16 protein-coding genes and 2 pseudogenes are annotated in these 22,548 nt (G+C 63.8%); 13 read left to right on the top strand and 5 right to left on the bottom strand.

The genetic code is table 11. From position 1 onward, the window contains the following. Positions 1 to 228 precede the first annotated feature (228 nt). The 5 genes from NTCA1_RS23920 (at position 229) to NTCA1_RS23900 (ending at position 7,193) form a co-directional block, all read left to right on the top strand. Complete coding sequence (locus tag NTCA1_RS23920) at positions 229 to 1,542, top strand: Rieske 2Fe-2S domain-containing protein (RefSeq protein WP_236549541.1); 1,314 nt, start codon at positions 229 to 231, stop codon at positions 1,540 to 1,542. A gap of 149 nt (positions 1,543 to 1,691) precedes the next feature. Next, on the top strand, positions 1,692 to 2,624 hold the full coding sequence (locus tag NTCA1_RS23915; RefSeq protein ID WP_133085273.1) for a PDR/VanB family oxidoreductase: 933 nt from the start codon (positions 1,692 to 1,694) through the stop codon (positions 2,622 to 2,624). A gap of 74 nt (positions 2,625 to 2,698) precedes the next feature. Continuing rightward, positions 2,699 to 4,054, top strand: coding sequence for an MFS transporter (locus NTCA1_RS23910; protein WP_236549540.1), 1,356 nt, complete (start codon positions 2,699 to 2,701; stop codon positions 4,052 to 4,054). Further along, the gene (locus tag NTCA1_RS23905) at positions 4,051 to 5,679 is read left to right on the top strand and encodes a GMC family oxidoreductase (RefSeq protein ID WP_133085274.1); all 1,629 of its coding nucleotides are present in this window, start codon (positions 4,051 to 4,053) and stop codon (positions 5,677 to 5,679) included. The genes NTCA1_RS23910 and NTCA1_RS23905 overlap by 4 nt, the downstream gene beginning before the upstream one ends. A 29-nt stretch (positions 5,680 to 5,708) precedes the next feature. Then, positions 5,709 to 7,193, top strand: coding sequence for an aldehyde dehydrogenase (locus NTCA1_RS23900; RefSeq protein WP_133085275.1), 1,485 nt, complete (start codon positions 5,709 to 5,711; stop codon positions 7,191 to 7,193). 6 nt (positions 7,194 to 7,199) lie between these two features. Here NTCA1_RS23900 and NTCA1_RS23895 read toward each other — a convergent pair whose 3' ends face one another. Further along, positions 7,200 to 8,432, bottom strand: a complete 1,233-nt coding sequence (locus NTCA1_RS23895; RefSeq protein ID WP_133085276.1) for a LysR family transcriptional regulator — start codon at positions 8,430 to 8,432, stop codon at positions 7,200 to 7,202. Between the two features lie 143 nt (positions 8,433 to 8,575). Between NTCA1_RS23895 and NTCA1_RS23890 the strand changes: the two genes are divergently transcribed. Beyond that, positions 8,576 to 9,715: an acyl-CoA dehydrogenase family protein gene (locus NTCA1_RS23890; protein WP_133085277.1), complete on the top strand. Its 1,140-nt coding sequence runs from the start codon at positions 8,576 to 8,578 to the stop codon at positions 9,713 to 9,715. Between the two features lie 46 nt (positions 9,716 to 9,761). On the opposite strand, the gene NTCA1_RS23885 is transcribed toward NTCA1_RS23890, so the two are convergent. Further along, positions 9,762 to 10,952: a CaiB/BaiF CoA-transferase family protein gene (locus NTCA1_RS23885; RefSeq protein ID WP_133085278.1), complete on the bottom strand. Its 1,191-nt coding sequence runs from the start codon at positions 10,950 to 10,952 to the stop codon at positions 9,762 to 9,764. A gap of 81 nt (positions 10,953 to 11,033) precedes the next feature. Next, positions 11,034 to 11,786, bottom strand: a complete 753-nt coding sequence (locus NTCA1_RS23880; RefSeq protein ID WP_133085279.1) for a FadR/GntR family transcriptional regulator — start codon at positions 11,784 to 11,786, stop codon at positions 11,034 to 11,036. Between the two features lie 127 nt (positions 11,787 to 11,913). Between NTCA1_RS23880 and NTCA1_RS23875 the strand changes: the two genes are divergently transcribed. The 7 genes and pseudogenes from NTCA1_RS23875 (at position 11,914) to NTCA1_RS23845 (ending at position 21,159) form a co-directional block, all read left to right on the top strand. Further along, a complete protein-coding gene (locus NTCA1_RS23875; RefSeq protein WP_133085280.1) occupies positions 11,914 to 12,660 on the top strand; it encodes an electron transfer flavoprotein subunit beta/FixA family protein in 747 nt (248 codons plus the stop codon). Next, positions 12,660 to 13,589, top strand: coding sequence for an electron transfer flavoprotein subunit alpha/FixB family protein (locus NTCA1_RS23870; protein ID WP_133085281.1), 930 nt, complete (start codon positions 12,660 to 12,662; stop codon positions 13,587 to 13,589). Before NTCA1_RS23875 ends, NTCA1_RS23870 begins: the two co-directional genes overlap by 1 nt. Positions 13,590 to 13,626: 37 nt before the next feature. Beyond that, positions 13,627 to 15,276, top strand: a complete 1,650-nt coding sequence (locus tag NTCA1_RS23865; protein ID WP_133085282.1) for an electron transfer flavoprotein-ubiquinone oxidoreductase — start codon at positions 13,627 to 13,629, stop codon at positions 15,274 to 15,276. A 962-nt stretch (positions 15,277 to 16,238) separates the two neighbouring features. Then, positions 16,239 to 17,201, top strand: a pseudogene (locus NTCA1_RS23860) (strawberry notch C-terminal domain-containing protein); the annotation flags it as partial. A gap of 66 nt (positions 17,202 to 17,267) precedes the next feature. Continuing rightward, positions 17,268 to 19,412: a ParB/RepB/Spo0J family partition protein gene (locus NTCA1_RS23855; protein ID WP_159832028.1), complete on the top strand. Its 2,145-nt coding sequence runs from the start codon at positions 17,268 to 17,270 to the stop codon at positions 19,410 to 19,412. Positions 19,413 to 19,491: 79 nt separating this feature from the next. Next, on the top strand, positions 19,492 to 20,427 hold the full coding sequence (locus tag NTCA1_RS23850; protein ID WP_159832027.1) for an ArdC family protein: 936 nt from the start codon (positions 19,492 to 19,494) through the stop codon (positions 20,425 to 20,427). Positions 20,428 to 20,514: 87 nt separating this feature from the next. Beyond that, entirely contained in the window at positions 20,515 to 21,159 is a 645-nt protein-coding gene (locus NTCA1_RS23845; RefSeq protein ID WP_159832026.1) for a hypothetical protein, read from the top strand. Positions 21,160 to 21,445: 286 nt separating this feature from the next. Here NTCA1_RS23845 and NTCA1_RS23840 read toward each other — a convergent pair whose 3' ends face one another. Then, on the bottom strand, positions 21,446 to 21,976 hold the full coding sequence (locus tag NTCA1_RS23840; RefSeq protein WP_007686150.1) for a GNAT family N-acetyltransferase: 531 nt from the start codon (positions 21,974 to 21,976) through the stop codon (positions 21,446 to 21,448). Further along, positions 21,973 to 22,485 (bottom strand): annotated as a pseudogene (locus NTCA1_RS23835) (recombinase family protein); the annotation flags it as partial. The gene NTCA1_RS23840 and the pseudogene NTCA1_RS23835, both read right to left, overlap by 4 nt. Positions 22,486 to 22,548: the final 63 nt, after the last annotated feature.

Genomic DNA, 22,548 nt, shown 5'->3' with positions numbered 1-22,548 from the left:
TTTATCGCGGCTTCCCTGCCGCCTTGAGACGGTGAGAAGCGGCAAACGCGATGCCTTGCAATAGTTTCATCCCGGTTTTCGAATGGTAAGACCATATTCCGATTGGGGTTGGCGGAAATCTGCGGGTAGCTCGAATGGGCAAACGAGAACCGCCACCGCCTCACCGGAACCACAGGCTTCAGGAGGAGGGTCGAGGCGATCGAAGACGATCAAGGAAGAGCCTGAACCATGCAGCCACAAGACAGCACCGACCTCACCCGCGTTGGCCCCGGAACCGTCATGGGTTCCTTCATGCGGCAGTACTGGATGCCTGCCTGCCTCTCCTCCGAGGTGAAGGCGGACGGCGATCCGGTGCGCCTGATGATCCTGTGCGAAAAGCTGATCGCCTTCCGCGACAGCTCCGGCCGGGTGGGCATCATGGATCACCGCTGCCCGCACCGCTGCGCCTCGCTGTTCGTGGGCCGCAACGAGCAGAACGGCATCCGCTGCGTCTATCATGGCTGGAAGTTCGACGTGGACGGCAAGTGCGTGGACATGCCCTCGGTGCCCGCCCGCATGGACTTCAAGGAAAAGGTCCACGCCAAGGCCTACAAGACGCACGAGGCGAACGGGCTGATCTGGGTCTACATGGGCGAGAACCAGGCCAGCCCGCCGCCGCTTCCCGAGATCGAGGCGACCATGCACGCCGATGCCGAGATCTGGTGCCTCCAGCGCGACTGCAACTGGCTTCAGGCGCTGGAAGGCGACATCGACACCAGCCATGTCGGCTTCCTCCACGTCGGCTCGATTGAGGCCGAGGATCTCGACGAAGACCACCCGATGCGTCCGACCGTGCTCAACCGCGCGCCGGAATATGAAGTGCTCCAGTCGGACTGGGGCGTGATGTACGGCGGCTATCGTCCCAACGACGACGGGCAGATGTCGTGGCGCGTGGCGCACTACATGTTCCCGTTCTGGACGCAGACGCCCAACAACCGCTTCGCCACCCGCGCCATCGCCCGCGCCTGGGTGCCGATGGACGACGAGCATTCCATGCTGTTCGACATCACTTGCGGCGTCGATGCCGGCAATCCGGCCTATACGTCCACGCTCAAGGACGGCACCCCGCTGTTCGGCCCGCTGGAATATGCGCCGAACACCACCGACTGGTTCGGCCGCTGGCGCTCGCCCGACAGCGAGGCCAACGACTGGGCGATCGACCGCGAATCCCAGCGCAACGGCACCCAGTTCACCGGCATCGCCAATATCACGATGCAGGACCAGGCGGTGACCGAGAGCATGGGCCCGATCACCGACCACAGCTTCGAGAACCTCGCCCCGACCGACCAGATGATCGCCCGCGTACGCCGCCGCGCCCTGATCGCCGCCCGTGCCTTCGCCAACAAGGGCGTGGTGCCGCCGGGTGTCGAGGACCCGTCGATCTTCTACCGCGCCCGCGCCGGATCGTTCCTGCACGATCCGCAGGACAGCTTGCAGAACGCCTATGAATCCGCGCTTGCAAGGGCCGTCCGCTGGCCCGAAACGGTTGAAGCGGCAGAGTAATCGAAACCGGCGGGAAGGTGCGATCCATGCACCGTCCCGCCCGATAAAAAAGGACAGAGGGTGACGAGACGCATGAGGGTCTCCAGCGGGCGCCGATCCATGGCGCACCGGGGCGACCACCGGACGCATCGTGCCTCAAGGAGAGTGTGATGCAGGCATTCATTCGGACCATTCGCTGGGAAGCGGAAGGCATCAATTCCTACGTGCTCGAACCTGTCGGCGGCGGCCTGCTGCCCGCCTTCGAACCGGGCGCGCATATCGACGTCCAGCTCAAGCCGGGCCTTGCTCGCAGCTACTCGCTGGTCAACGATCCCGCCATTCGCGGCTATTACGAGATCGCCGTCCACCATGCGATCGACAGCCGCGGCGGTTCGAAGCACATCCATCAGGAATGGCGCGTGGGCGAGCGGATCGAGATCTCGGAGCCCAAGAACAACTTCCCGATGGTCGAGGATGCGGCGCATACCGTGCTGGTCGCAGGCGGCATCGGCATCACCCCGATGCTTCCGATGATCGCCCGTCTCGAGAAGCTGGGCCGCTCCTGGGAACTGCACTACGTCGCCGCCACGCCCGAACGCGCCGCCTATGTCGAGCGGATCGAGGACCATGACCGCGTCAACGTCGTCTATGACGGACTGCCCGGCGCGCAGCGGCTCGACCTTGCCGCGATCTGCGCGGCCGCGCCTGCCGACGCCCATCTCTATTGCTGCGGGCCGAACGGCATGCTCGATGCGTTCGTCGCCACCAATGCCGCGCGGCCCAAGGGCCATGCCCATATCGAATATTTCTCGGCCGAGACCGAACTGGCGACCGAAGGCGGCTACACGCTGGAACTGGCGCGCAGCGGCAAGACGCTGACCGTGAGCGAAGGCGAGACGATGCTCGACGCGCTGCTCGGGGCCGGGGTCGATGTCGGCTTCGCCTGCTCCGAAGGCGTCTGCGGCACTTGCGAGGTCAAGGTGCTGGACGGCATTCCCGACCACCGCGACCACTTCCTGAGCGAGGACGAAAAGGCGGCCAACCGCTCGATCATGGTCTGCTGCTCTGGCGCGAAGACGGCCAGCCTGGTGCTCGATATCTGACGGCCATGATCAAACGGGATCGGCCATCCCGGCGATAACAAGAAGGGGCAAAGACCCCATGAAGAGGAGAAGCTGTGGCGATCATCGCGACAGACCGGGACGCGAAGGGCTTGCTGGACGACGCACCGATGTCGTCCTTCCAGGTATGGACGGTCCTGATGATAGCGGCGACCGTCGTCCTTGACGGTCTCGACAACCAGATGCTGGGCCTTGCCGCCCCGTCGCTGCTGAAGGAGTGGGCGATTGGGCGTGAGGCGCTGGGCGGCGTCTTTGCGCTGGGCTTCGTCGGCATGGCGGTGGGCACGCTGGCGGCAGGCTATATCGGCGACCGCTTCGGACGGCGCGGCGCGCTGCTGGCAGGCGTCGCGCTGTTCGGCGTGGCAACCCTGCTGACCGGCACCAGCACCAGCCTCTGGCACATTGCCGCGCTCAAGACCCTTGCCGGGGTCGGCCTGGGCGGTGTGCCCGGAACCGCCAGCGCCATGATCGCCGAATTCACGCCGACCCGCTGGCGCAGCGTGGCGGTGACGTTCGGAGTCGTCTGCGTCTCGATCGGCGGCATTCTCGGCGGGATCGCGGCAGCGGCGGTGCTGCCCGTGCTGGGCTGGCGCTGGCTGTTCTATCTCGCCGGGATGGTGACGATCGCCTTCACCGTGCTGCTCCACTTCATCCTGCCGGAATCGCCGCGCTTCCTCGAAAGCCGTCCCGAGCGGCGCGGCCAGTACGAGCGATTGATGCTCAGGATCGGCCACGCGCCTCTGCGGAGCGGCCCGGCCACCGTGGAAACCACCGACCACGTACCGTTCGGCGCGCTTCTGCACGGACGGCTGCTGCGCGACAGCCTCGCGCTTTCGCTGGCGATGTTCTCCGGCATGTTCATGATCTACCTCATGTTCAACTGGTCGCCGACGCTGCTGTTCTCTTCCGGTTTCAGTCTCGCCTCGGCCAGCCTGGGCCTCACCAGCTTCAACATCGGCGGCACGCTGGGCGCAGTCGGCGCTTCGGTGGCGATCATGCGCTTCGGCTCGCGACCGACCCTGATCCTGATGGCGCTGGTCGGCGCGGCGGTCTGCCTGTTCCTGGCATTCCTGCGCACGGGAGGGGGCGATGCCGAGACCTCCATGCTGATCGGCCTCGGCGCGCTGGGTCTGTTCGCCAGCGCCGCGCAGTCAGCCATGTTCGCGGTCGGCGCCCATGCCTTCCCCACCGCAGTGCGGGCGCGCGGCCTCGGGCTGATGGGAGCAGCCGGGCGGGCCGGGGCCATCGTCAGTTCGGTAGCCGGTGCGGGTCTGATCGGCGGGGGCAATTTCCTGTTCTTCGGCGTTCTGGCGGCGCTCATGCTGGTCAATGCCATCGGTTTCATCGCCGTGCGCGGGCATGTCCCGCCGCTCGGCCGCCCCTCATTCGGCCGCAAGGAAATGACCGCGTGAACGACAGCTTCGACTATATCGTGATCGGCTCCGGTTCGGCCGGAAGCCTGATGGCCAATCGCCTCTCGGCCGATCCCGCCAACCGCGTCGCCCTGATCGAGGCGGGACCGTCCGACCGGAAATGGCCGGTCAACCTCAAGACCGTCATGCCGGTGGGCAACATCTTCCTGCTGCCGAGCGATCGGACCAACTGGAAGCAGGCGCTGCAAGGCAATGCCGCCGTCGGGAACCGGACGATCAACTTCCCGCGCGGCAAGCTGCTGGGCGGATGCAGCGCCATCAACGGCGGTGTCTATATTCGCGGCCAGAAGGAGGACTACGAGGCCTGGGAAGCCGCCGGGAACGCAGGCTGGTCCTACGATGACGTGCTTCCGGCGTTCAAGGCAGTCGAGAACTATGCCGGGCCGGACAAGCCCTGGCACGGCAAGGGCGGCGAACTCGACGTGCAGAAGCCGCGCTCCTTCAATCCGGTGACAGGTGCCATTCTCGATGCCGCCGAACAGGCCGGGCACTACCGCAACGACGACTTCGCCGGGGAGCGCAAGGACGGTTTCGGCCGCTACGACCTCAACCAGCGCAAGGGCACCCGCCTGTCGAGCGCGCGGGCGTTCCTGCACCCTGCCCTTGGCCGCCCCAACCTGACCGTGCTCGACGAGACTCTCGTCCGCCGCATCATGTTCGACCGTGGCCGCGCGACCGGGATCGAGATCGAACGGGAAGGGCTGCGCAGCGTGCTGAATGCCCGGCGCGAGATCGTGCTCTGCGCGGGCGCGACCAATTCCCCGCAATTGCTGATGCTCTCCGGCATCGGCCCGGCGGATCACTTGCGCGAAGTGGGCATCGAGCCGCTCCACGACCTTCCCGGCGTCGGTGCGCATCTCCAGGACCATCCTACCGTCCATGTCGCTATGGAGAACCCGAGCGGGGAATCCTACGCCGTCTCGGCCAAGTCGCTACCGCGGATTCTTGCCAGCCCGCTGCAATATCTCGCCAGCCGCACCGGCATGCTCGCCTCGAACGTCGCGGAATGCGGCGGGTTCCTCTGCACCGACGGCAGCGGACGACCGGACATCCAGATCACTTTCCTGGTCGGCCTCAAGCTCGACGCCCGCGCCATTCCGCGCCGCCACGGCTATATGGGTCTCGTCCAGTTGCTGCGCCCGCGCAGCGCCGGATCGGTGCGCCTCGCCAGCAACCGGCCCGAGGACAAGCCGGTGATCGATCCCAACTTCTTCGCCGATCCCTACGACATGAAGACCCTGATCGCCGGTTTCCGCGAGGCCCGGCGCATCTTTGCCCAGCCAGCCCTCGCGCCCCTCACCGGCGCAGAGATCGAGCCCGGCGCGCAGCACCGGAGCGATGCCGAGATCGATGCAGCGCTGCGCAAGATCGTCAACACCGCCTACCATCCCACCGGCACCTGCAAGATGGGGCCGGATTCCGATCCGATGGCCGTGGTGGACGGCCGCCTGCGCGTACGCGGAGTCTCCGGCCTGCGCGTGGTCGATGCCTCCGTCATGCCCGAGATCATCAGCGGCAACACCAGCGCTCCCACGATGATGATCGCCGAGCGCGCCGCACGCTTCATCCTCGAGGATGCCGCCCGCTCCAACATAGCCGCCTGACCGGCACGCCCTTTTCCAAGGAAACCGACATGGAACTGACCTCTATCGCCCGCCCCCGCCTGCTCGATATGCCGGAGCAGGACATGCTGATCGGCGGCCGCCGCGTCCCCGCTGCCTCGGGCAAGCGGTTCGAGACCCGCAATCCGGCAACCGGCGAACTGCTCGCCATGGTCGCGCAGGGCGATGCCGAGGATGTCGACCGCGCCGTCAAGGCCGCGCGCACGGCGCTGGAAGGGCCATGGCGGCGCATGAAGCCCGCCGAACGCCAGCGGATCATGCTGCGCCTCGCCGATCTCGTGGAAGAGCATTACGAAGAACTGGCGATGCTCGACACGCTCGACCTCGGCGCGCCGCTGTCCCGCACCGTCCTGGGCAAGACCCGCGCCGCCGCGCTGCTGCGCTACTATGCGGGCCAGGCGACGCTGATCGCGGGCGATACGCTGAACAACTCCGCGCCGGGCGATGTGCTGTCGCACACGCTGAAGGAGCCGGTCGGGGTGGTCGCCGCGATCAATCCGTGGAACGGCCCTGTCGGCATGGCCGTGTGGAAGACCGGCCCGGTCCTGACGAGCGGCTGCACTTTGGTGATGAAACCCGCCGAGCAAACGCCGCTTTCGGCGCTGCGCTTTGCCGAACTGTGCCTGGAAGCCGGCGTGCCGGAAGGCGTCGTCAACGTCGTGACCGGCCTCGGCGATGCCGGAGCGGCGCTTTCGGCCCATCCCGGTGTCGACAAGATCGCCTTCACCGGATCGACCGGCGTGGGCGAGAAGATCATCAAGGCCGCCGCGCCGACGATGAAGCGCGTGACGGTCGAACTCGGCGGCAAATCGCCCAACATCGTCTTCGCCGATGCCGATCTCGACCAGGCGATCCCGGCTGCCGCCATGGCGGTCTTCGCGAACTCCGGACAGATTTGCAGCGCCGGCACGCGGCTCTTCGTCCAGTCCTCGATCCGCGAGGAATTCATGGAGCGCCTTGCCGCCTTTACCCGCACGATCCGGGTCGGCGATCCGCTCGATCCCCAGACGCAGATCGGCCCGGTGGTTTCGGCACCGCAGATGGACAAGATCCTCGGCTATATCGACGGTGCGCGCAGCGAAGGCGCGCAAGCCTTGGTCGGCGGTGCGCGTCTTGCAGGACCTGGTTACGACGACGGCTTTTTCGTCGCGCCGACGATCTTCACTGACGTGCATGACGACATGACCATCGCACAGGAGGAGATCTTCGGCCCGGTGCTCTCGGCTTTCTCCTTCGACACCATCGACGAAGTGCTGGAACGCGCCAATGCCACGCCGTTCGGCCTCGGCAGCGGCGTCTGGACGCGCGATCTCTCGACGGCGCATCGCATGGCGCGGGGCATCCGCGCCGGTTCGGTCTGGGTGAACTGCTACCAGATGCTCGACCCCGGCGTGCCGTTCGGCGGCTTCGGGGTCAGCGGGTTCGGACGCGAATCCGGCCCGCATCACATCGAGGAATATCTCGAAACCAAGGCCGTCTGGATCAACCTCGACTGATCGGGGCTATACCCAGCCCGACGCGCGCAGATCGGGCTGGGTGAAGTCCGAGCGGATCTGCCCGGCGCTTTCCTTGAGCAGATCGAGGAAGCGCCGCTGGATCGCGGTAGGCCGCCAACTGCGCCGCGTGGTGATGCCGATGACACGGCGACTGTGTTCGAGCGGCGCACCGATCTGGGTGAGAAGCCCACTGCGGATCTGCAGCGCGACCTGGTCGGGCGACAGCAGCGTCAGGAAATCGCCGTCGGTCAACAGGCGGCCGATAATCATCACCGAGCCGCATTCGATGGGCGTAGGCGGCAGCGCGTGCCCTTCGAACAGTTCCTGCCACTGCTCGCGCAAGGGCGAATTGGCCGGTGCAACGATCCAGGGAAAGGCCGAAAGCTGCTCCATCGTCGGTCGCTCCACGCCCGCGAGCGGATGCTGGCTTCCGGCCGCGATCACCAGACGGTCCTCCACCAGCGGCATCTGGTAAAGGTCGGCGATTTCATAGGGCCGCAGAGCCCCCACGACCATATCGATCACCCCGTCGCGCAACGGCTCCACCAGTTCGCGCCAGCTGCCCTCCAGCACCTTGAAGGCAGCGCGCGGCTCTTCACGGGCGAGCCCGGCCATGGCGGCAGGCGCGAGATAGGGCCGCGCCAGAGGCAGCGCGCCGAACGCGATCAACTCGCTGCCGCTGCGGCTATCCAGACCAAGGTCCGCGATGGCGGCGGCAATCTCGGCACTGGCAAGGCGGGCCCCGCGCGCCAGCTTCTTGCCCGCCGGATTGAGCCAGACCACCCGGCCCCGGCGTTCGAGCAGCTTGCCGCCGATCATGTGCTCCAGATCGCCGACCGCGCGGTGCACGGCGGTCTGCGACAGGCCGGTGGACTGGGCAGCCGCGGAAAAGCTCCCGGCCTCGGCCAGTGCCATGAAGGCGCGAAGCTGCGTCATCGTCATCAGCCGTTCGGGATGGGCGAAGACCGCCGAAAGCCCCTTGGCCGCCGTGGAGAGATGTTCGAGCGCCAGGGTCGCACGCTCGATGACGATTGCCCCCATCGGGGTCATCACCATCCCGCCCGAGCGCCGTTCGAACAGCGTATAGCCGAACTGCTGCTCCAGCTTGGCAAGCCCCTGCGTCAGTGCCGGTTGCGAGAGGCTGACGACATCGGCGGCGGCCGTAATGCTGCCATGCTCACGGATCGCGAGAAGCGCGCGCAGATGCCGCAGGTTCAGGTCGAACGGATCGGTCGTCATGGACTTCCTTGCTCTACGTCATGGGGACCCCGGCACCAAGCCCGGAAAAATCGCATGGACGACCTATATATTGAATGGTACGACCATTAGGTCAATGACTCGTGACGGCTATTGCCCGTTCATGCCAAGAGGAGAGGCTTCCCGTGGATTTCGAACTTCCCGAAGACGTCCGGAACATCTGTGACGTTACCCGCGACATCGTTCGCGACCTGTTGCCGCTGGAACAGCAGTTCGTCGAAACCGGAGAGGTTCCGCCGATCGTGCGCCAGACGCTGGTGGAGAACGGCTACTTCGGCATGGCTCTGCCCGAGGAATACGGCGGCCTCGGCCTCGGCGCCCTGGCGCAGGCGGCGGTGCAGATCGAACTGGCCCACCTGCCGCCCCAGTTCTGGACCGAACTGCGCCCGCTCATGGGGCCGGGTGCCAAGAACATCATCTACCACGCCAGCCAGGCCCAGCGCGAACAGCTCCTGCCAGGCATGGCCACCGGCGAAATCGGTATCGCCTTCGCGCTGACCGAGCCCAACTCCGGCTCCGACCCCGGCTCGATGCGCTCGACCGCCGTTCGCAATGCCGACGGTTGGGTCATCAACGGCAGCAAGACCTTCATTTCCAACGGGAAGAAGGCCAAGTACGTCATCGTCTATGCCTATACCGACAAGTCGGCGGGCACACGTGGCGGAATTTCCGCCTTCCTCATGCCGGCGGACACCCCCGGTTTCTCGGTGACCGGCACGATCGAGCTGATGGGCACGGCGACGCCGGGCGTGTTCGAACTGAGCTTCGACAATTGCCAGGTTTCCGCCGACGCCCTGCTCGGCGAAGAGGGCCAGGGCTTCCGCTATGCGCTGGAAGGTCTCAACGAGGGCCGCATGAACGTCGGCGCAACGGCGGTGGGCATGGGCGAATTCGCGCTGCAACTGGCCATCGAGGAATCGAAGCAGCGCCCCGCTTTCGGCGGCGTGATCTCGGACTTCCAGGCGATCCGCCACTACATCGCGACGATGGCGACCGACATGCGCGCGGCGCGGTTGATCCTGCTCGACGCGGCCTGGCGCTACGATCAGGGCGACAAGCGCCGCGAACTGGCCTCGATGGCGAAGCTCTTCGCGACCGAGGCGGGCAGCCGCACCGTCGACACCGCCGTGCAGATCTTCGGCGGCACCGGATATTGCCGCGGTTTCGCGGTGGAGCGCCTCTATCGTGATATCCGCATCACCCGGATCTACGAAGGTTCCTCGGAAATCCAGCGCAACACGATTGCGAAGGAACTCCTTCGCTGACGACCGAAGGGGGCGGGCGCCCTGCCCTGCCCCCTGACACCGGCGCCTAAAGCAATTGGCCCGCGTCCTTCAGAGCCATCACGGCTTCCTCGCCCAGGCCCAGTTCCTCCTCCAAGACCGCCGCGCCATGTTCTCCGAGTTCGGACACGAACGGGCGCACCTGCACCCGGCTTCCGCTCATCGTGAACGGCGGGTTCGGCACGAGATAGCTTCCGGCCGCATCGCCGACGGACGACATCGCCCCGCGCACCGCGAGTTGCGGATCGGCCAAGACCTCATCCATCTCGCGGTAACGCCCGCAAGGCACCCCGTGCCGGGACAGGACTTCCTCCGCTTCCGCCGAGGAGCGCTGGCTGGTCCATTCCTCCACGAGCGAGAGCATGGTCGCCCAGTTCGCATTGCGATCGGCATTGGTGAGGAATCGGGCATCCTCGCGCCATTCCGGATGGCCCACCGCTTCGGTGAGCTGCTCGAAGTTCTTGGGGCTGGTCGGCGCCACCATGACGAAGCCGTCCTGCGTCCTCAGCGGTGTATAGAGCGGCCGACGCGGGCCGCCCGGAAATTGCGCCTCCTGCGTCTCGAACACCAGCATGCCGACCATCGCCTCCAGCATGGACAGATCGATGTACTGCCCCTTTCCGGTCCGTTCGCGTTGGAAAAGCGCGGTCTGGATCGCGCCGAAGGCATGGGTGCCGCCCAGCACGTCGGCCACGAAGATGCCCGAAGTCGCGGGTCGGCTCGCGTCGTCCTGATAGTGCAGGTTGACCATGTCGAAGCCGCTGGCGGCATGGATGACCGGGGCATAGGCGGGGAAATGTGCCTTCGGCCCCTGCTGGCCATAGCCTGAAATCGAGCAATAGATCAGGCGCGGATTGATCGCTGCAAGCGTCTCGTAATCGAGCCCGAAGCGCTTCATCACGCCGGGACGGAAATTCTCGACCACCACGTCGTAGCTTTCCGCCAGCCGCTGGATGAGGTCGCGCATTTCAGGGGACTTGAGGTTGCAGGCCAGGCTGCGCTTGCCCGCATTGAGATGGCCGAAATAGGCCGAATGCCCCTCGCGAACCGGCGGGCGAGCGCGGACCTGATCGCCTTCCAGCGACTCGATCTTGAGCACGTCCGCGCCCAGATCCGCCAGCATTCGCGTGGCGAACGGCCCTGCCATGACCGATGTGAAATCCAGCACCCGTACGCCCGCCAGAGCGTCCCCCGGTTCCCGTCCCGCCTGTTCGTCCATCCTCGCCGCTCCAATAGGTCCATATATCTAATGGTCCTACCTATTGCACCGACGGAGGATGCGGTCAATGACCGCTCCGGATCAGGCCTTGCGCGCCTTTCCCGGTCCGGCCTGCACCTTGATGTTCTTGCGGACATGGCGATAGACCCGCTCCAGATGCTTGCGCATTTCCTCGGCGGCGGCCTCGGCATCGCGGGCACGCAGGAAGCGGATCAGCTTGAAGCGGGATTCGATCAGGGTTTCCTGCAAGGTCTCGTAACCCGGCCCGCGTACGAATTCGTGGAGGACGCCGGAAAGGGAATCGACGAATATCCCGAACATGCGGTTTCCCGTCGCGCGGGCGAGCACGTCGTAATAGGCTGCCGCGCATTCGTAGCGCGCTTCCACCGACGTTTCCTCGCGCGTGCGCTCGGCGATCTGTTCGAGTTCGGCGAAATGCCCCTCGGTCCCCCGCTCGCAGGCAAGGCGCACGACGATGTCTTGGATCGCGATGCGCGCTTCGGTCAGTTCGTCGAGAGTGACGTCGCCGAGGTGGACATAGTCCTGCATGGCCTGGACGATGCGATCGGGCTCGGCCGACTGGATCACCGCCCCGCCCTTCACGCCCTTCAGGTTGCGGATGATGCCCGCAACTTCCAGACTGCGCAGCGCCTCACGCAAGGCGCTGCGGCTGACCTGGAACTGTGCGGCCAATTCGCGCTCGGCGGGCAGCTTGTCCCCCGCTTTCAGCGTACCGGCGGCGAGCTGGGCGCGGATTTGCTCGCAGATGACTTCGAACGCCCGCTGCGTCTTGATCGGCGCGAAAGCGGGTTTTTCGGTACTTGCTGTTGCCACTTCTGTTCTCTCTTGGTCGATGCCCCAAGGTACGCCCATCTCGCCCGATTGGGCAATGCCCGGACCACTGAGTTGACAGACAGATACAAAGCTATAATGGTCCTACCATTCAATGAGGAGTGGAGAGATGAAGATCCTCGTGCCCGTGAAGCGGGTGATCGACTACAACGTAAAGCCGCGCGTGAAGGCGGATGGCACGGGTGTTGACCTGGCCAACGTCAAGATGAGCATGAACCCGTTCGACGAGATCGCGGTGGAAGAAGCCATCCGCATCAAGGAAGCGGGCAAGGCTGAAGAGATCGTTGCCGTCTCGGTCGGCCCGGCCAAGGCGCAGGATACGCTGCGCACCGCGCTCGCCATGGGTGCCGACCGCGCGATCCTGATCGAGACGGATGCCGAAGTCGAGCCGCTGGCCGTCGCCAAGATCCTCAAGGCGATCGTCGCCGAAGAGAATCCCGGCCTCGTGATCCTCGGCAAGCAGGCGATCGACGACGATTCGAACCAGACCGGCCAGATGCTCGCCGCGCTGCTCGGCCGCCCGCAGGGTACGTTCGCCAGCAAGGTGGAGATCGACGGCGATCACGTCGCCGTGACCCGCGAAGTCGATGGCGGTCTGGAGACCGTGAAGCTGGCGCTGCCCGCGATCGTCACCACCGATCTGCGTCTCAACGAGCCGCGCTACGCTTCGCTGCCCAACATCATGAAGGCGAAGAAGAAGCCGCTCGATGTGAAGACTGCCGCCGACTACGGCGTCGACATCGCGCCGCGCCTCAAGACCCTCAAGGTTTCCGAGCCGCCCGTGCGCTCGGCAGGCGTCAAGGTTGCCGACGTCGATGCGCTGGTTGCAAAGCTCAAGGAACTGGGAGTCGCCTGATGAAGACGCTTGTTTGGGTCGAACACGACAACGCGTCGGTCAAGGACGCGACGCTCCACACCGTCACCGCTGCCGCCAAGCTGGGTGAAGTTCACCTGCTGGTCGCAGGGTCTGGTTGCCGCGCCGCTGCCGAAGCCGCCGCGAAGATCGCCGGTGTCGCCAAGGTCCACCTCGCCGACAACGCCGCCTACGAACACGCGCTGGCCGAGAACGTCGCGCCGCTGATCGTGGATCTCATGGGCCACCATGACGCCTTCCTGGCGCCCGCGACCACCACCGGCAAGAACGTCGCTCCGCGCGTCGCCGCGCTGCTGGACCTCGCGCAGCTGTCGGACATCCTCTCGGTCGAGGGCGAGAAGACCTTCACGCGTCCGATCTACGCTGGCAACGCCATCGCCACCGTCGAATCGAGCGATGCCAAGCTGGTCATCACCGTGCGCGGTACCGCCTTCGAGAAGGCCGCTGCCGAGGGCGGCTCGGCCGTGATCGAAGACGTTGCCGGTGCCGGTGACGCGGGCCTCTCCAGCTTTGTTGGCGCCGAAATCGCCAAGTCGGAACGTCCGGAACTGACGAGCGCCAAGGTGATCGTCTCGGGCGGCCGCGCGCTGAAGGATTCGGAGACTTTTGAGCAGGTGATTCTGCCGCTGGCCGACAAGCTCGGCGCCGCTGTCGGGGCTTCGCGCGCTGCGGTGGACGCAGGCTATGTGCCGAACGACTACCAGGTCGGCCAGACCGGCAAGATCGTGGCGCCCGAAGTCTACATCGCGGTCGGCATCTCGGGCGCGATCCAGCACCTTGCGGGCATGAAGGACTCCAAGACCATCATCGCCATCAACAAGGACGAGGACGCCCCGATCTTCCAGGTCGCCGACGTCGGGCTCGTGGCGGACCTGTTCAGCGCCGTGCCGGAGCTTACCGGCAAGCTTTGAGCCCATATTACCCGAGCCCTTTTCGAGATAGAGCAGCATGATTGAACGCGAAGAGATGCCGTATGACGTCGTCATCGTGGGCGGCGGGCCTGCGGGACTGGCGACGGCGATTCGGCTGAAACAACTGGATGCCGAGCTTTCGGTCTGCGTGCTCGAAAAGGGTTCGGAAATCGGCGCGCATATCCTCTCGGGCGCGACGATCGATCCCAAGGCGCTCGACGAACTGCTGCCGACCTGGCGCGAGGACGGCTGCCCGCTGGCCGAGACCCCGGTGACCGATAACTGGCACTGGCACCTGACGAAGAAGAAGAAGTTCTCCCTGCCGCATCTGGTGATGCCGCCGTTCATGTCGAACGACGGCAACTACACCGGCTCGCTGGGCAACCTCTGCCGCTGGCTGGCCGAACAGGCCGAGGCGCTGGAGATCGAGATCTTCCCCGGCTTCCCGGCCGCCGAGATCCTCTATGACGACAAGGGCGCCGTGATCGGCGTCCAGACCGGCGACATGGGTATCGACCGCGAGGGCAATCCCAAGGGCGATTTCCAGCCCGGCATGAACCTGCTCGGCAAGTACACCGTGTTCTGCGAAGGCGCGCGCGGCCACCTGACCAAGCGGCTCAAGGCGAAGTACGATCTGGAGGCGGATTGCCAGCCGCAGATCTACGGCATCGGCATCAAGGAACTCTGGGACATCCCGGCGGACAAGCACGTCCCCGGCCGGGTGATCCACACCCAGGGCTGGCCGATGAGCGAGAGCGATTCCTGGGGCGGCGGCTTCCTTTACCACCAGGCGAACAACCAGGTCGCGCTCGGTTTCGTGACCGCGCTCGATTACAAGAACCCCTACGTCTATCCGTTCGAGGAATTCCAGCGCTGGAAGCAGCACCCGGAAATCCGCGCGATCCTGGAAGGCGGCAAGCGCGTGGCCTACGGCGCGCGTGCGATCAACGAGGGCGGCTGGCAGTCGGTGCCGATGCTGGCCTTCCCGGGCGGCGTGCTGGCGGGCTGCTCGGCAGGTTTCGTCAATGTGCCGCGCATCAAGGGTACCCATACCGCGATGAAGAGCGGCATGCTGGCGGCCGAGGCGATCGCTGCCGCGATCAAGGCAGGCCGCGAGCAGGACACGCTTGGCGAATACGATACCGCCGTGCGCGAAAGCTGGATCGCCAGGGAACTGAAGCTCGTCCAGAACGCCGAGCCAATGGTCGCCAAGTGGGGCGGCGAGATCGGCACGGTGCTGGCGGGCGCCGACATGTGGCTGCGCACGCTGTTCGGCTTCGGGCTTGCCAAGCCGATGAAGCATCACACCGATGCCTCGACGCTCCAGCGCGCCGACCTTTATAAGCCGATCGCCTATCCCAAGCCGGACGGCGTGATCAGCTTCGACCGCCTGACCAGCGTGTCCTACTCGTTCACCAACCACGAGGAAGACCAGCCGGTTCACCTGAAGCTCAAGGATCCCTCGGTTCCCACCGCTATCAACCTGCCGCTCTATGCCGGGCCGGAAGCGCGCTATTGCCCGGCGGGGGTCTACGAGTTCGTCGATCCGGACGGTTCGGGCATGAAGCTCCAGATCAACGCGCAGAACTGCGTCCACTGCAAGACCTGCGACATCAAGGACCCGACCCAGAACATCGAATGGGTCACGCCCGAAGGCGGCGGCGGGCCGAACTATCCGAACTTGTAGCGTTCGATACTCATACACAAGGATGACGGGCACCCATTGGAGGTTCTTCAACAGGACACTACGCCATCAGCGGAGCACCCGCCCGCGCCGACAAAGCTGCCGTTTACGCACAGGTTTCAGATCGCTGATAGCAGACGCCTGTTCATGGGCAGAGAATTGGAAAAGCCGCACGCCTATAGATTTGCTTGCGTCTGGCCCGGAGACTAGAGCCGTTTCGGGAGGTCGGTCAGCGTGGAGGAGGTCGAGCCCCTCGCGAAGACGCATGGAGTGGAGGTCGCCGACCTCGAAAAGCAATCGAGTCTGCTGGGCTCAAAGATGTCATGTAACAGACGCTCGCGTTGACGCGATCCAACCGATCTCGATGGCTATCTCGCAGTCGCGACACCAAGGCTTTTGGACGGTATCGCGCGGTTCTTGTCGGCTAGGTCGCATCACGCCGAGGACTGATGGCGATTTGAAGGTCGAGGCGACGCTGTCCGGAACAAGGTCGAGCATCATTGAAGTGGACCTCGACCGTATGTCCTCCGGCGCGGAAGAGGCACGCCACCGAGCGTGCGGTCGCCGCGGCGGCCAGATTTCATGCTTACGAATGAACGCGCGTGCACGCTACCAGCAAAAGGGCGAAGCTTCACTTCGACGAATCCTCCAGCTTGAGGACGGTTTGAACTTCTACCTCCTCAGGACAATTCCGCTCGACCGATCTTGAGTGACAGCCCTGTTCACATGAAGCGCGCGGTAAACCTACGGATCGATGTCAAATCAACTTTCACGACAGTCTTGTCATCGCGCATCATCGTTAAAGCTGGGCCTGTGATCGCGCCTTCTCCCTCTCGGCAGCCGTCCAATCGCAGCAGCTTGCCCTGTATGTTCGCCCAGCCGCGCCAGTAGCTCGATGCGGGCTTGGCGCCCGGCATGCTCGATAGAGTCAGTGAGCGGATGGATGTCTTGTCGAAGAACTACCACCCATCACCCGGTGGCTCAACCGCATCCTCGCGTTGCCGATCGGTATGCAGAACAGCATTTTCGAGGAGTTTCTCGGGCTCGTCGAAGCGCGGGTTTCAGCGGCGCGCGATGCCGGCACTCTCGACATTGGCGTCGAAACCATCTCTGTCGATAAGGCCAGGGTGAGCGAAGATGTGATCCTGCGCACAGACCAGCGCACCGGAGCGACGACTCACCTTCTTTCGATTGAGGTGGAAACGGCCGTTCGCCCCGTCACCGCAGCCCGCATCCTTGGTATCGCCAATGCCAGCGATAAGCCTCGTTTCATGCGCAACGCCAAGTCAGGCAAAGTTGCGTTTGTCGAAACCGCCCGATCACTCATGGAGGAATCCGGTGAGCTTATTCGCCGGGTAACGCTCACACGACCAACTCGCACGGAATACAAGATCCTCGACGAATTGACCGAGAGTGCCTGGGAGCCTGTTGATCGCGATGCCTTCGAAAAGCTTTGGGAAGCTGAAGCGACTGAAGCTGCTGCTCAGATGGTCAAGGAAACGATCCATCTTGCCGCAGGGCTGCTACTGCCGATCTGGTCGTCTCTGCCGAGCGACTATCTTTCGGTGCGGCGCGTAGTCGATGCCGCAGGCAATAGTTGGCTCGGCCGCATCGTCCATGAAAGCGACGTCCCAGCGCTCCTCAAGAAGTTCGATGTTAGTTCCACATTCCAGGTTACGCCGGAGGGCGTGCTGGCTGCGCTGAATCAGAAGGGCAGCACGGTGGTCGAATGGCCATGGCCGATGACGATCAGGAAGAGCGTGGTGAACACAGAAACACGCATCGAGCTGATCGGTGTTCCCTACGACCAGCTCTCCTGGCTGAAGTCGTTCGGCTGCTTCACCGAAGTGATCGCCTACAAGACCAGGACCTTTGTGCCGCTGGCGCGCGCGCAGGAGATTGTCTCGCAGATCCTCCAGGGCGCGTGAGGAAAGGGGAGGGGGAAGGGGTGGGGTGTCCCGGCAGAAGAACGGGACATCAGAAGGAGACATCAGATGCAAGAACTCATCCCCCTCAACAAGCTGCTTCTTTCAGCGAGCAATGTCCGCAAGACCCAAAATGCGGCGAAGGACGAACAGCTTTCCCACGATATCGAAGCCCGCGGTCTGTTGCAGAACCTGGTTGTCACCAAGTCCAAGAAGCGCGGCCATTACGATGTGATCTGCGGCGGGCGCCGTCTGCGCGCGATGACCCTGATCGTCGCACGCGGCGCGTGGCGGGCCGACCAGGAAGTTGCCTGCAAGCTCCTTGTCGCCAATGAGGCAGAAACCACCGAAACTTCGCTTGCAGAAAACTTCCAGCGTGATGAGATGACGCCGGCAGAAGAGGTTCAGGCCTTCCAGCATTTCATCGGCGTCGATGGCGACACTGCGGCTGTTGCCAAGCGGTTTGGTGTCGAGCGCCGTTTCGTAGAAGGACGCCTGCGTCTTGCCGCGCTCGCCGAACCCATCTTCGAACAGTTCGCCGCAGGCAAGATGTCGATCGAGCTTGCCAAGGCATATGCCTCCACCGATCAGCACGAAGTCCAGACCCGCGTGTTCGAGCGAATGCACCGCTCGTACGGCGGCGATAGCCCGGACGCTGTGCGGCGCCTGATTGCCGACGGTTCGACGCGGGGAAATGACTCGCTCGCCCTGCTGGTCGGTGAAGATGCCTACACTGCCGCCGGGGGGCGGATCGAACGTGACCTCTTCAGTGAGACCGCCGACGACCGCTGGCTCGATCGCGAGATCATCGAAGGCCTGGTGAACACCAAGCTTCAGGCCGAAGCCGAACGCCTGCTTGCGGAAACGGGTCTCGGTGCGATCTGGCCGGTGGCAGGGTCTGCAGTCTGGAACGTCCGGCAGGAAATGAAGCTCAAATCCGTCGCTCTACCGCCTGCTCCCCTTTCAGAAGAAGCCCAGGCCCGCATCGAAGCGATACAGGGCCGTCTCGGTGCGATCTGCGACGAGATCGAGGCTTTGGACGAGGAGTCGCCGGAGGCAGCTGAGCTGGACGCTGAATACGACCGGCTCCAGGAAGAGATGGAAGATCTGTCGACATCAAGGATGGAGCTTCCCGACGAATGGAAGAGCGAGGTGGGCAAGTTCCTTCTGGTTACCGCCACAGGCGAGATGGTGCTCGATTCCGACTACTACAGCGAAAAGCTGCTGCGTATGGAACGCGACGAAGAGGGCAACGTCTCGGGCGGCACTTTCGAGCTTCCGCGAGGTTCGGGCGAAAACAAGCCGTCGCTTCCAGAAGCCACCGGTCCGGGCGGCAAAGCCTATAGTGCTCGCCTGTTCGACGAACTCGCCCTCCAGCGCCGCAACATTCTCGCCGCGAACCTGCTGAACGATCCGGCGCTCGCGCTCGACTACGCGATTTTCGCCATGGCCGAAGGGATCGCGCGAACCGGGCTCAGCAACACCGGAACGACCATCCGGGCGCCCCATCCCCAGGATGCGATCCTCTCCAGCAATCTGCCCACCGGCATGGCCGAAGAGATCATGGCCGGCGCGTTCGATGCGCTTGACAAAACCTGGTGCGACGGGGCGAACGAGGTCGACCGCTTCATGGCCTTCCGCGAACTCGATGACGACACGAAGGCTGCCTGGATCGCATACACCATGGCCCGGTCACTTGAAGCGAAGAAGGGCTATGCTGCAGGCTACAATCCGATCCATGCGCAGCTCGGCACGCTCCTTAATGTCGAGCCAGCGGCGATGTGGCGACCAACGGCCGCAAACTACTTCGATCGGGTCAGCAAGGGCACCATCCTCTCGCTGCTGCAGGAGATCGGCGGGGTAGATCTCTCCAACCGCTACGCCAGCTCCAAGAAGACCGAGATCGCTGTATCGTGCGAAAAGATGTTCGCCGGCGACGTCATCGTCGAGGACGAGATCAAGCAGCGTGCGCTCGCTTGGGTGCCTCCTGCAATGCGGTTCGAACTGGATGCTGATTTCAGCGGCGACCTTGATGGCCAGGACGACAAGGGCTGCGATCCTGACGGCCTCGAAGACGAGAATTACGATGATCTCGATATTGATGATGTCGGGGACGATCGCGATGAGCGGAGCGGCGATCTGGACCCGGACATCAATGATAATCTCACGGAACAAAATTCTCCTGAGGACGCAGAAAGCTACGCCTCGGCTTGAACCTGAACGACAAGTCTCCTGATGACCTTGGACCCGGGGCGCAGTCCCGGGTCCTTTTTTTCGAACAAAGGATGCGGCCATGGTTCCGCGAGGTAAGCGAGACATCGCACAGGAAATTACTGATATCATCATCGCTCGGATTGAAGCGGGCGTGGCGCCATGGAAACGACCATGGAGAACTTTTGCCGGCGGACGGCCACGCCGTGCCTTAGGGCAGGCCTACACCGGCATAAACAGCCTGCTGCTCTGGGCGATCGCCGATTGCCAAGGTTTCAATTCTCAATATTGGATGACCCGCAAGCAGGCTCACGAACTTGGCGGCACGGTACGCCGAGGTGAACCCTCTTCGCCCAGCATCTATTTCAATACTTTCTCCAGGGCCGGACAGCCGACGCTGACAGGTGAAAGCAGCCCGGTCACCATACGCTTCATGCGTTCGTACAGCGTGTTCAATTGCGATCAGATCGATGGCCTACCGGCGCACTATTACCCCCAACCTATGGCGCACCAGCAAGCAGAGCCATCACAGCGTCAGGCCGCGATCGATGCATTCTTCTCGCCAATCCCGATCGAGATCCGTCACGGCGGGAACCGGGCGTTCTATTCACCGGGCGGCGATTACGTGCAGATGCCCCCCAAGGCCAATTTCCTGACCAGCGATCATCATGCAACGACTCTCGGGCATGAGATGGCTCACGCGACCGGCGCTGCCCACCGACTGGCACGTGAATTCGGCCGCCGCTTTGGGGACAAAGCCTATGCGTTTGAAGAGCTAGTAGCTGACATTACTGCTGGAATCGTTTGTTCAGAGCTCGGGCTTCCGCCTGAACTACACGACAATCATGCCAGCTACATATCCGGTTGGCTCGCCATTTTGAAGGGCGACAAAACCGCCATCATCACTGCCGCGGCGAAGGCCGAGCAGGCTTATCGCTGGTTGTGTGGGTGGTCTGATCCTGACGGGACGGCCGCAGGCGGCCGCGTGCCTGTCGCCGTCGTGGTGGAGGCCGGCTGACACAGGGTCTCGTGCTCCGGGCCTGCCGGAAAGAATGAAAGGGGAGGGGGAGGGAAACAGGCGACCATTCACACGATGGAGGTTGCTGTGTTCTACGATCTCGATTTCCGTTTCCGCCGCGCCCTGGCTCCCGAGGGGCTGACTACTTTCACACATTGCATGGCGGCGCTCAGCGATGCCGCGGCCGATGCCCAGCGCGCTGGTTTTGAGCCGGGAAATGATCCAGCGGTGCAGTTGCTGGCACGCCGCCTAGCACGTTTTTCAACAGACACGCAGGACGAGATTCATCCCGATGATGCACTTCTGCGGGAAGATTGTCTGACCCGCCTCGCCGACCTCAAGCATAGGCCTGCCATCGTCGCTCTTTTGAGGAAGGGCGTCGACTACCTCCCTCAGGATCTTGCGGATTTCCGCCGTGAAGGCCAGCGGACTTTGCGCCAGTTGGCCGTTGCACTCGGCATGGATCGTAGTGACTATCGTCTGGATTACCGCACGCCAAACCCTTCGATCGCTGGCGATCATGAGCTGACCTCGAACAATCTCTACGTCAGGTTGTCCGTAGAGCGCTTTGGATCGGCCGCGATTACATATCGCCATCCTCAGTGGAAGGGACCAGGAGGCCAGGTTCGCCATGCGAGCGCCACAGCCCTTACCGACATCAATGCACTCGCTCGGCAGATCTCTGGGCATCTGAAGCTGCCCATCGCGGCCGCCCAGGCCAAACTTATTTAGGAGAAACGTTCATGGGCTGGCTCTCAATGAACCTTGCCGGCATGGCCGATACGCCCACGCCCAAACAGTATCTCGACAAACAATTCACTTACGAGCGCGAAGCCGCAGACGGGGTGCCATTTTATGGCTCCCGTGTTCTCGCCAGCGCCTGCAGGGGAACCTATTATGCAGCTGTCCAGTCCTACGACAAAACCGGCGCTGGCATAGTCGCTGCCGTCATATGGGGGCGTTTGCGGGAGGGGGCGGAATCCTACGCCAAGCTCGCCCAGATAGCCGGCGCGAGATCTTACTTGTTGCTGCCTTCTACGGTCGCGCCAGAAAGGCGACGGCTCAGTTCTATCCGGCGATGGCTACGCATTTTGAAGGTGTCTGGCCCAACGCGCCGATACTCAATGAAGCCGAGAGAACGCCAAAATCGCTCTGCCGCTTCATTCGCTTCCAGCACGGCCAACCGAATCTCTGTGGCACCTCTCGCAGCGGCCCAGCTTTCGACCGTCGAGTAAATTGAGCGTCCGACGCCACGACCACGCTGTGCGGCATCTACGATCATGAAGCCGAGATACCATGTGCCATCACGCGGATAATCGCGGAGGATGGCCGCGATTGCATATAGGCCGCCAGGCCCCTTCCATCCCAGGACAGCTTGATTGTGGGCGCTCTTTTCGGGCGGCACATCGGAGAAAAGCTCGCGAGCATCGTCCAGCGTGGGCGCGGCCCCGTCCTGCAACAGGAAATAGTCGCTGCAACGGTTGTACAGGTCTGCAACGTCTGCGGCGTCCGCTTGGGTAAGTTTGATCGGGGCTCCCGTCATCATCATCGCGTTTTGGCAGCAAGCACGCGCTGACCGTAATCCCGGAGTTCCCCGTTGGGACCGACATAGCGGTAGAGAGTGACGCGCTCGATCCCGAGTTCCTTGCAGAGGTCGGAAACGGACGTGTCGCGTTGGGCCATAGCAGCCTGAGCGAGCCGCACCTGGGCCTTGGAGAGGGCGAACTTGCGGCCACCCTTGCGTCCCCGCGCGCGGGCAGCGGCCAGGCCAGCCATGGTGCGCTCGCGGATCATATCCCGCTCAAACTCCGCCAGTGTGGCAAAAATGCCGAACACCATCCGGCCCGATGGCGTCGTGGTGTCGATCTGCGCGCCCTTGCCGGTGAGCACCCGCAGACCGATACCGCGATCCGACAGATTCTGCACCGTGCTGACCAGGTGGGTGAGCGTTCGGCCGAGCCGGTCGAGCTTCCAAACGATGAGGACATCGCCGTCGCGCAACGATTTCAGGCAGGCGGCAAGACCGGGGCGATCATCACGGCTACCGGATGCACGATCATGGCGTCACCTCAAGGTTTGTGCGCCAGACAACGATTTGGCAGACATAATGCGAACATCGGC

It is taken from the genome of Novosphingobium sp. TCA1, from assembly GCF_009811895.1.
Classification (GTDB): Bacteria; Pseudomonadota; Alphaproteobacteria; order Sphingomonadales; family Sphingomonadaceae; genus Novosphingobium; species Novosphingobium panipatense_A.
This window is presented reverse-complemented; position numbering and strand designations above follow the sequence as displayed.

Excerpts from the sequence above, each read along its gene's own strand:
- NTCA1_RS23920 (WP_236549541.1), top strand. The coding sequence starts at position 229 with ATGCAGCCACAAGACAGCACCGACCTCACCCGCGTTGGCCCCGGAACC.
- NTCA1_RS23915 (WP_133085273.1), top strand. The coding sequence starts at position 1,692 with ATGCAGGCATTCATTCGGACCATTCGCTGGGAAGCGGAAGGCATCAAT.
- NTCA1_RS23900 (WP_133085275.1), top strand. The coding sequence starts at position 5,709 with ATGGAACTGACCTCTATCGCCCGCCCCCGCCTGCTCGATATGCCGGAG.
- NTCA1_RS23895 (WP_133085276.1), bottom strand. The coding sequence starts at position 8,432 with ATGACGACCGATCCGTTCGACCTGAACCTGCGGCATCTGCGCGCGCTT.
- NTCA1_RS23885 (WP_133085278.1), bottom strand. The coding sequence starts at position 10,952 with ATGGACGAACAGGCGGGACGGGAACCGGGGGACGCTCTGGCGGGCGTA.
- NTCA1_RS23875 (WP_133085280.1), top strand. The coding sequence starts at position 11,914 with ATGAAGATCCTCGTGCCCGTGAAGCGGGTGATCGACTACAACGTAAAG.
- NTCA1_RS23870 (WP_133085281.1), top strand. The coding sequence starts at position 12,660 with ATGAAGACGCTTGTTTGGGTCGAACACGACAACGCGTCGGTCAAGGAC.
- NTCA1_RS23865 (WP_133085282.1), top strand. The coding sequence starts at position 13,627 with ATGATTGAACGCGAAGAGATGCCGTATGACGTCGTCATCGTGGGCGGC.
- NTCA1_RS23855 (WP_159832028.1), top strand. The coding sequence starts at position 17,268 with ATGCAAGAACTCATCCCCCTCAACAAGCTGCTTCTTTCAGCGAGCAAT.
- NTCA1_RS23850 (WP_159832027.1), top strand. The coding sequence starts at position 19,492 with ATGGTTCCGCGAGGTAAGCGAGACATCGCACAGGAAATTACTGATATC.
- NTCA1_RS23840 (WP_007686150.1), bottom strand. The coding sequence starts at position 21,976 with ATGATGATGACGGGAGCCCCGATCAAACTTACCCAAGCGGACGCCGCA.